12 protein-coding genes are annotated in these 11,966 nt (G+C 65.6%); 9 read left to right on the top strand and 3 right to left on the bottom strand.

From position 1 onward, the window contains the following. The first annotated feature begins 94 nt into the window (after positions 1–94). Both nadA and nadC read left to right on the top strand, forming a co-directional pair. Positions 95–1,249 (top strand): quinolinate synthase NadA, encoded by a 1,155-nt coding sequence (gene nadA, locus QTN24_RS03075; RefSeq protein WP_124683370.1) that lies wholly within the window; start codon positions 95–97, stop codon positions 1,247–1,249. Then, entirely contained in the window at positions 1,246–2,109 is an 864-nt protein-coding gene (gene nadC, locus QTN24_RS03070; protein ID WP_313835270.1) for a carboxylating nicotinate-nucleotide diphosphorylase, read from the top strand. The genes nadA and nadC overlap by 4 nt, the downstream gene beginning before the upstream one ends. A 94-nt stretch (positions 2,110–2,203) precedes the next feature. Here nadC and nadB read toward each other — a convergent pair whose 3' ends face one another. The 3 genes from nadB to rpmB all read right to left on the bottom strand — a co-directional run bounded on the left by nadB (position 2,204) and on the right by rpmB (position 4,419). Further along, positions 2,204–3,808 carry an L-aspartate oxidase gene (nadB, locus tag QTN24_RS03065; RefSeq protein WP_313835269.1) on the bottom strand — a complete coding sequence of 535 codons (1,605 nt, stop codon included), beginning with the start codon at positions 3,806–3,808 and terminating at the stop codon, positions 2,204–2,206. Between the two features lie 193 nt (positions 3,809–4,001). Further along, the gene (rpmG, locus tag QTN24_RS03060) at positions 4,002–4,172 is read right to left on the bottom strand and encodes a 50S ribosomal protein L33 (RefSeq protein ID WP_029051226.1); all 171 of its coding nucleotides are present in this window, start codon (positions 4,170–4,172) and stop codon (positions 4,002–4,004) included. A gap of 13 nt (positions 4,173–4,185) precedes the next feature. Next, positions 4,186–4,419 (bottom strand): 50S ribosomal protein L28, encoded by a 234-nt coding sequence (rpmB, locus tag QTN24_RS03055; protein ID WP_008644908.1) that lies wholly within the window; start codon positions 4,417–4,419, stop codon positions 4,186–4,188. Positions 4,420–4,801: 382 nt separating this feature from the next. On the opposite strand from rpmB, the gene QTN24_RS03050 reads away from it, so the two are divergent. From QTN24_RS03050 to QTN24_RS03020, 7 genes are all read left to right on the top strand, one after another. After that, positions 4,802–5,293: a peptidylprolyl isomerase gene (locus QTN24_RS03050; RefSeq protein WP_313835268.1), complete on the top strand. Its 492-nt coding sequence runs from the start codon at positions 4,802–4,804 to the stop codon at positions 5,291–5,293. Further along, on the top strand, positions 5,293–6,270 hold the full coding sequence (gene ispH, locus QTN24_RS03045) for a 4-hydroxy-3-methylbut-2-enyl diphosphate reductase (protein WP_124683374.1): 978 nt from the start codon (positions 5,293–5,295) through the stop codon (positions 6,268–6,270). The genes QTN24_RS03050 and ispH overlap by 1 nt, the downstream gene beginning before the upstream one ends. 634 nt (positions 6,271–6,904) lie before the next feature. Continuing rightward, positions 6,905–8,113, top strand: a complete 1,209-nt coding sequence (locus QTN24_RS03040; protein ID WP_124683375.1) for a branched-chain amino acid ABC transporter substrate-binding protein — start codon at positions 6,905–6,907, stop codon at positions 8,111–8,113. A 219-nt stretch (positions 8,114–8,332) separates the two neighbouring features. Then, the gene (locus tag QTN24_RS03035) at positions 8,333–9,268 is read left to right on the top strand and encodes a branched-chain amino acid ABC transporter permease (protein WP_124683376.1); all 936 of its coding nucleotides are present in this window, start codon (positions 8,333–8,335) and stop codon (positions 9,266–9,268) included. A gap of 13 nt (positions 9,269–9,281) precedes the next feature. Further along, a complete protein-coding gene (locus tag QTN24_RS03030; RefSeq protein ID WP_124683377.1) occupies positions 9,282–10,436 on the top strand; it encodes an ABC transporter permease subunit in 1,155 nt (384 codons plus the stop codon). A gap of 13 nt (positions 10,437–10,449) precedes the next feature. Then, positions 10,450–11,226 (top strand): ABC transporter ATP-binding protein, encoded by a 777-nt coding sequence (locus QTN24_RS03025; RefSeq protein ID WP_124683378.1) that lies wholly within the window; start codon positions 10,450–10,452, stop codon positions 11,224–11,226. A gap of 17 nt (positions 11,227–11,243) precedes the next feature. Beyond that, a complete protein-coding gene (locus QTN24_RS03020; protein WP_313835267.1) occupies positions 11,244–11,960 on the top strand; it encodes an ABC transporter ATP-binding protein in 717 nt (238 codons plus the stop codon). Positions 11,961–11,966 lie beyond the last annotated feature (6 nt).

Raw genomic sequence — 11,966 nt, 5'->3', positions numbered from 1 at the left:
GGGCTTTTCTTTTGGCTACACTCCCCCATGTTTCCGGCATAGATCGCGCGGCCGAGCGCGACGGCCCACGGGCGCCACGAGGAGTACTGCTTAGATGACCCCACAAACGATCAAGACCGTCGAGTTCGAGAAACCGAACCTCGCGGATGCCGAGAACGCCGCAGGCGGCAGTTGCGTGGCCCACGCCTGGGCCAAGGTGCCGCCGGCGCTGACCCCCGACGAACGCAGCGCCCTGAAGGACCGCATCCGCCGCCTGCTCAAGGCGCGCAACGCGGTGCTGGTGGCGCACTATTACGTCGACGCCGACCTGCAGGACCTGGCCGAGGAAACCGGCGGCTGCGTGTCCGATTCCCTTGAGATGGCCCGCTTCGGCCGCGACCACGCCGCGCAGACGCTGGTGGTGGCCGGCGTGCGCTTCATGGGCGAGACCGCCAAGATCCTGAGCCCCGAGAAGACGATCCTGATGCCGGATCTCGACGCGACCTGCTCGCTCGACCTGGGCTGTCCGGCCGACGAATTCGCCGCGTTCTGCGACGCGCATCCGGACCGCACAGTCGTGGTCTACGCCAACACCAGCGCCGCCGTGAAGGCGCGCGCGGACTGGATGGTGACGTCCAGCATCGGGCTGAAGATCGTCGAGCACCTGCACGCGCGCGGCGAGAAGATCCTTTGGGCCCCGGACAAGCACCTGGGCAGCTACATCCAGAAGCAGACCGGCGCCGACATGCTGCTGTGGCAGGGCTCGTGCCTGGTCCACGACGAGTTCAAGGGTGTCGAGCTGGACCTGCTGCGCCGCGAGCACCCGAACGCCAGGATTCTGGTGCATCCCGAGTCGCCGGCGAACGTGGTGGCCCAGGCCGACGTGGTCGGCTCGACCAGCCAGCTGATCGCGGCCGCCCAGCAGCTCGACGCCAGGGAGTTCATCGTCGCGACCGACAACGGCATCCTGCACAAGATGCGCATGGCCGCGCCGGGCAAGCTGTTCATCGAGGCCCCCACGGCCGGCAATAGCGCCACGTGCAAGAGTTGCGCGCATTGCCCGTGGATGGCGATGAACGCGCTGACCAACCTGGCCGAGGTGCTGGAGACAGGCCGCAACGAGATCCACGTGGATCCGGCCATCGGCCGCCGCGCCGTGACCTGCATCGACCGCATGCTCGACTTTGCCGCCGCGCAGAAGGCCAACGTGCGGCCCGCCGCCGACCTCGCCCGCGAGGGCGCGCTGTTCCAGGGAGTCGGCCCGGCATGAGCGTGAATCCGTTGTTCGACAGCTACGGCCCGGCACTGGCCGCCGCGCTGGAAGCCAATGTGCGCGCCGCGATTGCCGAGGACGTGGGCACGGGCGACCTGACCGGCCTGCTGGTGCCGGCCGACAAGCCGGTGCAGGCGCGCGTGATCGTGCGCGAGGCGGCCGTGCTGTGCGGCCGTCCGTGGTTCGAAGCGTGCATGAAGGCCGTGGACGAGCGGCTGCGCGTGACGTGGCATCGGGAAGAAGGCGCGCGGATGGCGCCCGACGACGTGGTATGCGAGATCACCGGCCCCGCGCGCGCGCTGCTGACCGCCGAGCGGCCGTCGCTGAATTTCCTGCAACTGCTGTCGGGCGTGGCCACGGCCACCCGCCGCTATGCGGACCTGATCGCGGACACGCGGGCGCGCGTGCTGGACACCCGCAAGACGCTGCCGGGCCTGCGGCTCGCGCAGAAGTACGCGGTCAAGGTAGGCGGCGGCGAGAACCAGCGGCTGGCGCTCTACGACGGCATCCTGATCAAGGAAAACCACATCGCCGCCGCGGGCAGCATCACGGCCGCCGTGCAGGCGGCGCTGGCGCTGGGCACGCAGGCGTCGATCCAGGTCGAGGTCGAGTCGATCGCCGAGCTGGAAGAAGCGCTGACAGCCGGTGCGAAGTCCGTCCTGATCGACAACTTCACGCTCGACATGATGCGCGAGGCCGTGGCGATCAACCAGGGCCGGGCGCTGCTGGAGGTGTCGGGCGGCGTCAACTACGAGACCATCCGCCAGTTCGCCGAAACCGGCGTCGACCGCATCTCGGTGGGCGCGCTGACGAAGGACGTGCGCGCGACCGATTACTCGCTGCGGGTGGTGGGGTAGGGTGTTTTTGCTCCCCTCTCCCGCTGGGAGAGGGGTTGGGGGAGTGGGCGTTGAGGTTCAAAGTGAGACTTGTCTGGCCTTGAACCGCCGGCCCTCACCCCCGCCGCCGTGCCGCCCGTACCGTCATCGGTTGCAGCACGGTCGGCAGCGCCTTGGGCAGCGTGTCGGGGTAGTCGCGGCTGTAGTGCAGGCCGCGGCTTTCGTGGCGCGAGTAGGCGCCATCGACGATCATTGCGGCCACTTCCACGAGGTTGCGCAGTTCCAGCAGGTCGCGCGTGACGCGGAAGTTGGCGTAGTACTCGGCGATTTCCTCGCGCAGCAGGCCGATGCGGTGCTGCGCGCGTTCCAGCCGCTTGTCGGTGCGCACGATGCCGACGTAGTTCCACATCATCCGCCGCAGTTCGTCCCAGTTGTGCGAGACGACGACTTCCTCGTCGGCGTCCGACACGCGGCTCTCGTCCCAGGCGGGTAGCTGGACGTCGGGCGCGCCGGCCTTGCCTTGCGCGGCGATGTCGTCGGCGGCCGCCCGGCCGATCACCATGCATTCCAGCAGCGAATTCGACGCCAGCCGGTTGGCGCCGTGCAGCCCCGTGCAGCCGGTCTCGCCCACCGCGTAGAGGCCGGCCACGTCAGTGCGTCCGGCCGTGTCGGTAACCACGCCACCGCAGGTGTAGTGGGCTGCCGGCACCACCGGGATCGGCTCGCGCGCGATGTCGATGCCAAGCTCCAGGCAGCGCGCGTGGATCGTCGGGAAATGTTCTTTCAGGAATGCCTCGGGCTGGTGCGTGATGTCCAGGTAGACGCAGTCCAGGCCGCGCTTCTTCATCTCGAAGTCGATGGCCCGCGCCACCACGTCGCGCGGCGCCAGTTCGGCGCGGTCGTCGTGATCGGGCATGAAGCGCGTGCCGTCGGGCAGCTTCAGCAGGCCACCTTCGCCACGCACGGCTTCCGAAATCAGGAACGACTTGGCGTAGGGGTGGTAGAGGCAGGTCGGATGGAACTGGATGAATTCCATGTTGGCCACGCGACAGCCAGCGCGCCATGCCATGGCGATGCCGTCGCCGGTGGCCGTGTCCGGGTTGGTCGTGTAGAGATAGACCTTGCCGGCGCCGCCGGCCGCCAGCACGGTCTGGGTGGCCGTGATGGTCCGCACCGTGTCGGTGGCCACGTCGAGTACGTAGAGCCCGTAGCAGCGGTTGCCGGGCAGGCCCAGCTTGGCCGACGTGATCAGGTCGATGGCGAACTGGTCTTCCAGGATCGTGATGTTGGGATGCCGGCGCGCCTGCTCGGCCAGCGTGGTGACCACGGCGTGGCCGGTGGCGTCTGCGGCGTGGATGATCCGCCTGCGGCTGTGGCCACCTTCGCGCGTCAGGTGAAAGCCCAGTTCGGCCTGGTCGTCACGGGTGAACGGCACGCCGCGGTCAATCAGCCACTGGATCGCCTCCCGGCCGTGCTCGACGATGTAGCGCGTGGCCTCCTCGTCGCAGAGCCCGGCACCGGCCACCAGCGTGTCCTGCGTGTGCTCGTCGTGGCTGTCGCCCGAATCCAGCACTGCCGCGATACCCCCCTGGGCCCAGCCGCTGGCGCCCGTCGTCATGGCGCGCTTGCTGAGGATGACCACCCGGTGGGTGTCGGCCAACTGCAACGCGACGGTAAGGCCGGCCAGACCGCTGCCGACGATCGCGACATCGAAGTTCATGGTGCAGGGGGATCGCTTTGGGGGCGAAAGCGTGATGGGGGAAGCGGGGAAGTCTACACCGGCTTGCCACAAAACTGACATCTTTCCCTTGTCTGACAAGGGTTGGCGGCCGATGGGCGCCCGGCGACACGGTGGGGCCCCAATGCAAAAAGCCCCGCGAATGCGAGGCTTTTGGCTGAAGACCATCGATCAATTACTTGATCTTGGTTTCCTTGTAAGGCACGTGCTTGCGGGCGATGGGATCGAACTTCGAGATCTCCATCTTTTCCGGCATGGTGCGCTTGTTCTTGGTGGTCGTGTAGAAATGACCGGTACCTGCGGTCGATTCCAGCTTGATCTTGTCGCGTCCGCCTTTGCTGGCCATGGTGTACTCCTAATTAGACTTCGCCGCGTGCGCGCAGGTCTGCGAGCACGGCGTCGATGCCTTTCTTGTCGATCAGGCGCAGACCGGCGTTCGAGACGCGCAGGCTCACCCAGCGGTTTTCCGATTCAACGAAGAAGCGGCGGTTCTGCAGGTTGGGCAGAAAACGGCGCTTGGTCTTGTTGTTTGCGTGGGAAACGTTGTTGCCGACCATCGGCGCTTTCCCGGTCACTTGACAGACGCGTGCCATGAAGCACTCCTAAATCTTATTCGTGGACAATGTTCGCAACAGATCAACAAAAGGCGCGCGGGCCCGGACTGCAGCGGATTGGTACTTCAGCGAAACGAACATTATAGACCGGAAACGAGCGGCGAATCAATGCCTTCCGAGAGTTTCGGAAGCGGGCCGTTGTGCCGTGCCGCTTGCGTCACGTACGGCGACGCCGATCGGCGGGTCTTGTTCCAGGGCACCGCGGCGGTGCGCGGTGCGGCCGCCACTGTAATCGGGCCGCCGGCGGAAGTCCAGCGCCGCGCGGCCGCACGGGGTCGATATTTCCCGAAAGCGATGGGGGCGTCCCGGGCGGTGGACGGTGCAGTCGCTTACAATGGCGGCTGTTGACCGGTTGACTCCCATGACTTTGCAAACTACTCCGGCGCAGGCCGGCGCCGCGGACGCGTCCGCGCGCAAGACCGTCCAGGCCGATTCTTTCCTGACGCTGCACTACAGTATCGCCCTCGAGAACGGCACCGACGTGGTGAGCACGTTCGAGGAAAAGCCGGCCACGCTGCTGCTGGGCCAGGGCCAGCTGGCGCCCACGCTGGAGCAGGCGCTGCTGGGCATGCCCGAAGGCCAGCGCATGACGTACCGGCTGGACCCGGACCATGCGTTCGGCCCGCGCAATCCCGAACTGCTGCAGTGGGTCTCGCTGGCCACGCTGCGCGAGAACAGCTCGTTCGAGGAGGAATACACGCCGGGCGATCTCGTCGAGTTCAACGCGCCCGGCGGCGGCAAGTACGCCGGTGTGCTGAAGGAATACGGCGACACCGCGGCGCTCTTCGATTTCAACCACCCGCTGGCCGGACAGACGATCCTGTTCGACGTCCAGCTGATCGGAATTCTCTGATGTCTGTCGTGGCCCCCGACCCTACTACCGCCGCCGACGCGGAAATCCTGATGGCGCAGCCGCGCGGCTTCTGCGCCGGCGTGGACCGTGCCATCGAAATCGTCGAGCGCGCGCTGTCGCTGTTCGGCGCGCCGATCTACGTGCGCCATGAAATCGTGCACAACGCCTATGTGGTGGCCGATCTGCGCAAGAAGGGTGCGATCTTCATCGACGAACTCGATGAAGTGCCGGCCGGCTCCACGGTCATCTTCAGCGCGCACGGCGTGTCGAAGGAAGTGCGCGCGGACGCCACGCGGCGCGGCCTGACCGTGTTCGACGCCACCTGTCCGCTGGTGACCAAGGTCCACGTGGAAGTGGGCAAGATGCGCGCGGAAGGCTGCGAGATCATCATGATCGGCCACAAGGGGCACCCCGAGGTGGAAGGCACGATGGGCCAGTCCGAGCACGGCATGCTGCTGGTGGAATCGGTCGACGACGTGAAGCGGCTCGAGGTCAAGGACCCGGCCCAGCTTGCCTACGTCACGCAGACCACGCTGTCGGTGGACGAGACCGCCGAGATCGTGGCCGCGCTCAAGACGCGCTTCCCGCTGATCCGCGAGCCGAAGAAGCAGGACATCTGCTACGCGACGCAGAACCGCCAGGACGCCGTGAAGTTCATGGTGCCGCAGGTGGAAGTGGTCATCGTGGTGGGCAGCCCGAACAGCTCGAACTCCAACCGCCTGCGCGAGCTGGCGGACCGCCTGGGCGTGCCGGCCTACATGGTCGACGATCCCGACCAGCTCAAGCCCGAGTGGGTGGCCGGCAAGCGCCGGATCGGCCTGACCGCGGGCGCGTCGGCGCCCGAGGCGCTGGCCCAGGCGATCGTCGAGCGCCTGCGCACGTTCGGCGTGAAGAGCGTGCGCGCGCTGGAAGGCGTCGAGGAGAACATGTCGTTCCCGCTGCCGCGCGGCCTGGCCAGCGTGTCGGTCCAGTCCTGATCCCCGGCGGCCCTGCCGCCCTCGCTGTTTCCTGAACGCCGCTGGCCTGACCGCCAGCGGCGTTTTGCTTTTCCGGGCCGGTTGCACCGCCGCGGTGCGGCCGGTCGTACCCGCCCGCGCATACATTTGCCACCCGTCGGCGCGGGCGCCCTGCCGCGTGCGCGGCGCATTTGCGACGATTATCCCCGACCGGCTGTCCGGACACGCAGACAATATCAGGGTAATCCCGGGGAGTGGGGTTTTCCCTATTATGGTGCGGCGCTACATTCTGCACATTAGAGAACGCGCCCGGTATTTGGAATGAAATACCTAATTAATAGGACGGCATTATAGGTGGCGCCGGAAATGCTTGATTCAGCGCGCAAGCGGCTTCGCAGGCGCTGCAGGCATGATTCTTGAAAGCGTAGGAGACGGGTCTGCCAAGTGGGCGGAGATTGCCCCAATCTGTGCATTGGGGAAATTCCCTAGCTCAATTAGCGGGTAAATGGTTCAGGTTGTTGCGTCGCGTATTGCATCCGCAAAGAAAGGGGATACAATGCGCGCGTTTCAAATTGAAACTAAACAAAGGCGGTCCAGGGAATACGTCCGGGAGGCGTGTTATTTCCCTGTTTTTGTGAATCCTAGGAGATCACTCATGCAATTCACGTTTGCCAAGATTCTGCCGATCGCGGCCGCTGTGGCGCTGGTCGCTGCATGTGGCAAGAAGGAAGAAAAGCCGGCCGATGCGGCAGCATCCGCACCGGCAGCCGCCGCGGCCCCCGCCGCTGCCGCTGGTGGTGAAACCGTCGTCAAGATCGGCCACGCTGCGCCGCTGACGGGCGGCATTGCCCACCTTGGCAAGGACAACGAGAACGGCGCGCGCCTGGCCGTCGAGGAAGTGAACAAGACCGGTCTGGAGATCGGCGGCAAGAAGATCAAGCTGGAACTGGTTGGCGAAGACGACGCCGCCGACCCGAAGACCGGCACCGCCGTGGCGCAGAAGCTGGTGGATGCCAAGGTCGTGGCCGTGGTGGGCCACCTGAACTCGGGCGTGTCGATCCCGGCCTCGAAGATCTACAGCGATGCCGGCATCGTCCAGATCTCGCCGTCGTCGACCAACCCCGACTACACCAAGCAAGGCTTCAAGACGACCTACCGTGTGGTTGCCACCGACGCCCAGCAGGGCCCGGCACTGGCCAACTACGCCGCCAAGAGCCTGCAGGCCAAGAGCGTGGCCATCGTCGACGATGCCACCGCCTACGGCAAGGGCCTGGCCGACGAGTTCGAGAAGACCGCGAAGGCCGCCGGCGTGAACGTCGTGGCACGTGAAGCCACGAACGACAAGGCCACCGACTTCAAGGCCATCCTGACCAAGATCAAGGGCAAGAAGCCGGACGTGATCATGTACGGCGGCATGGACGCCACCGGCGGTCCGTTCGCCAAGCAGGCCAAGGAACTGGGCATCTCGTCGAAGATCGTCGGCGGTGACGGCGTCTGTACCGACAAGGTGGCTGAACTGGCCGGCGACGCCGTGACCAACATCATCTGCTCGGAAGCCGGCCTGGCCCTGTCCAAGATGGAAACCGGCGCCGACTTCGAGAAGCGCTACCAGGCCCGTTTCAACTCGCCGGTGCAGATCTACGCACCGTTCACCTATGACGCCGTCATGGTGATCGTGGATGCGATGAAGCGCGCCAACTCCGCCGAACCGGCAGCCATCCTGGCCGAAATGCCCAAGACGAACTACAAGGGCGTGATCGGCAACATCGCCTTCGACGAGAAGGGCGACATGAAGGAAGGCACCATCACGCTGTACGAGTACAAGGACAAGAAGAAGTCCGTCCTCGACGTCGTGAAGATGTAATCGGGCTTACCGGCCCCATCGAACGGCACCGTGAGTACCTTGCGGTGCCGTTCTTTTTAGTCTCGCCAACGTGTTATCAGCATCCTTACCATGGATGGAACAGGGCGGGCAGCACACCAGCAAACTCACTACCAACCTACCCGATCTATCCAACATTACCGTCCCTTCCCAAGGCATCCACACCATGCCGGCCGGAGCGGGGCTGAAGCAGGAGTTTTCATGGATATCTTTATCCAGCAGATCGTGAACGGTCTGGTGCTCGGCAGCATCTACGCGCTGATCGCACTGGGCTACACCATGGTCTACGGCATTCTGGGCATCATCAACTTCGCTCACGGCGACGTCCTGATGATTGGCGCGCTGACCGCTTTGTCGGCAATCATGGGGCTGCAGAAATTCGCCCCCGGCCTGCCCGAATGGCTGACGCTGGTGATCGCCACGCTGATCGCCATGCCCGTCTGTGCAGTGCTTGCCTACACGATCGAGCGGGTCGCCTACCGGCCGTTGCGCAATGCGCCGCGCCTGGCCCCGCTGATCACCGCGATCGGGGTCTCGATCATCCTCCAGACCATGGGGATGCTGATCTGGTCGCGCAACCCGCTGACGTTCCCGCAACTGCTGCCGTCGGAACCGATCGACATCGGCTCCACCGGCGCCACCATCACCGGCAAGGAAATGGTCATCATCGGCCTGGCCGTGATGGTCATGGCCGGCCTGCTGGCCCTGGTGAACCGCACCAAGCTCGGCCGCGCCATGCGCGCCACCGCCGAGAACCAGAAGGTGGCGGGCCTGATGGGCGTGAACCCCAACTTCGTGATCTCGGCCACGTTCATGATCGGCGCCACGCTGGCGGCGCTGGCTGGCGTGATGATGGCCACCAACTACGGCAACGCCCACTTCTACATGGGCTTCATCCCGGGCCTGAAGGCGTTCACCGCCGCGGTGCTGGGCGGCATCGGCAACCTGGCTGGCGCCATGGTGGGCGGCATGCTGCTGGGCCTGATCGAGGCACTGGGCGCCGGCTACATCGGCGACCTGACCAATGGCGTGTTCGGTTCGAACTACCAGGACGTGTTTGCTTTCATCGTGCTGATCACCGTGCTCGTGTTCCGTCCGTCCGGCATCATGGGCGAACGTGTGGCAGACCGCGCCTGAGGAGAGAGAATCCATGAATACCCCGATTCCATCCACGGCCGTGGCCGCGCCGTCGCGCGTGCCGGCCAAGACGCTGGCCGCGCTGCTGGTGTTCCTGGCGGTGGCGCTCTGCGCGCCGTTCTTCGTCCAGTCCTTTGGCGGCAACTACTGGGTGCGCGTGCTGGATTTCGCGCTGCTCTACATCATGCTGGCGCTGGGCCTGAACATCGTGGTCGGCTTTGCCGGCCTGCTTGACCTGGGCTACATCGCGTTCTACGCGGTGGGGGCCTACAGCATGGCGCTGCTCGGGTCGCCGCACCTGGCCAACCAGTTCGAGTGGATCCAGCAACTGGCGCCGAACGGCGTCCACCTCACGATGTGGCTGGTACTGCCCATCGCGGTGCTGATCGCGGCCACGTTCGGCGTGCTGCTGGGCGCGCCCACGCTGAAGCTGCGCGGCGACTACCTGGCCATCGTGACGCTGGGCTTTGGCGAGATCATCCGCATCTTCATGAACAACCTGGACCGTCCGGTCAACATCACCAACGGCCCCAAGGGCATCACGGCGGTAGACCCGGTGCACATCTTCGGCTTCGACTTCTCGAAATCGCACGAGATCTTCGGGATGAAGTTCACGCCGGTGTTCATGTACTACTACCTGCTGGTGTTCCTGGTCATCGTGATCGTGTTCATCTGCCTGCGCCTGCAGAACTCGCGGATCGGCCGCGCGTGGGTGGCCATCCGTGAAGACGAGATCGCCGCCAAGGCCATGGGCATCAACACCCGCAACATGAAGCTGCTGGCGTTTGCCATGGGTGCGTCGTTCGGCGGCGCCTCGGGCGCGGTGTTCGGCGCGTTCCAGGGTTTCGTGTCGCCGGAATCGTTCACGCTGTGGGAATCGATCTACATCCTGGCCATCGTGGTGCTGGGCGGCATGGGCCATATCCCGGGCGTGATCCTGGGCGGCATCCTGCTGGTGGGTTTCCAGGAACTGCTGCGCGTCGTGGCGGAACCGATGCAGACCGGCCTGTTCGGCCACGTGATCGTCGATGCCGAAGTGCTGCGCCAGCTTCTGTTCGGCCTGGCGCTGGTGGTGGTGATGCTGTATCGCCCGGCCGGCATCTGGCCGTCCCCGCGCAAGGAAGACCGCCCGGTGGTGCGCCGCGCGGGCAGCGTGGGCCGTTTCTGAACAGGAGGACAACATGAGCCAATCCGAATTCCTCCTGTCCGTACAGGGGGTCAACAAGCGTTTCGGCGGCCTGCAGGCGCTGTCCGATGTGGGCCTGCAGATCAAGCCCGGTGAAATCTACGGCCTGATCGGCCCCAACGGCGCGGGCAAGACCACGTTCTTCAACGTGATCACCGGCCTGTACACGCCCGATTCGGGCGAGTTCGTGCTGAACGGCGCGCCGTACCAGCCCACGGCCGTCCACGAGGTGGCCCGCACCGGCATCGCGCGCACGTTCCAGAACATCCGCCTGTTCGGCGACATGACCGCGCTGGAAAACGTGATGGTGGGCCGCCACGTGCGGACCAAGGCCGGCATCTTCGGCGCCGTGTTCCGCCCGCCCGCGGTGCGCCGCGAGGAAGAGGGCATCGAGGACATGGCCCACGACCTGCTGGACTACGTGGGCATTGGCAAGTACGCCAATTTCACGTCGCGCAACCTGTCGTACGGCCACCAGCGCCGCCTGGAAATCGCCCGCGCGCTGGCCACCGAGCCCAAGCTGCTGGCGCTGGACGAACCGGCCGCCGGCATGAACGCGACCGAGAAGGTGGAGCTGCGCGGCCTGCTGGAGAAGATCCGCAACGATGGCAGGACCATCCTGCTGATCGAGCACGACGTGAAGCTCGTGATGGGCCTGTGCAACCGGCTGACCGTGCTGGACTACGGCAAGGTCATCGCCCAGGGCCTGCCGCACGAAGTCCAGAACAATCCTGCCGTGATCGAGGCCTACCTCGGCGCGTCGGCGCACTAAGGCGGGAGAGACGCAACATGACACAGACGATTCTCAAGATTTCCGGCCTGAAGGTGGCCTACGGCGGCATCCAGGCCGTCAAGGGCGTGGACCTGGAGATCCAGGACGGCGAACTGGTGACGCTGATCGGCGCCAACGGCGCCGGCAAGACCACCACGATGAAGGCCATCACCGGCCTGCAGGGCTGGGCCGGCGGCGACGTGGAGTACATGGGCAAGTCCATCAAGGGCGTGCCCAGCTACACGCTGCTCAAGCAGGGCCTGGCGATGGTGCCGGAAGGCCGCGGCGTGTTCGCGCGCATGACGATCACCGAGAACCTGCAGATGGGCGCGTACACGCGCAACGACGAGGCCGGCATCAAGGCCGACATCGACCGCATGTTCGAGACCTTTCCGCGCCTGAAGGAACGCGCCAACCAGCTTGCCGGCACGATGTCCGGCGGCGAGCAGCAGATGCTGGCCATGGCGCGCGCGCTGATGAGCCAGCCCAAGCTGCTGCTGCTGGACGAGCCGTCGATGGGCCTCTCGCCGATCATGGTCGAGAAGATCTTCGAGGTGGTGCGCACCGTGTCGGCCCAGGGTGTGACCGTGCTGCTGGTGGAGCAGAACGCCCGCCTGGCGCTGCAGGCCGCCCACCGCGGCTACGTGATGGAGTCCGGCCTGATCACGATGAGCGGCGACGCCAAGCAGATGCTGGACGACCCGAAGGTGCGCGCCGCGTACTTGGGGGAATAAGCGGGC

Source organism: Cupriavidus sp. SZY C1 (assembly GCF_032190535.1).
Classification (GTDB): Bacteria; Pseudomonadota; Gammaproteobacteria; order Burkholderiales; family Burkholderiaceae; genus Cupriavidus; species Cupriavidus pauculus_C.
Note: the sequence above shows the minus strand (reverse complement) of the source record. Positions and strands in the feature narration are given on the sequence as shown.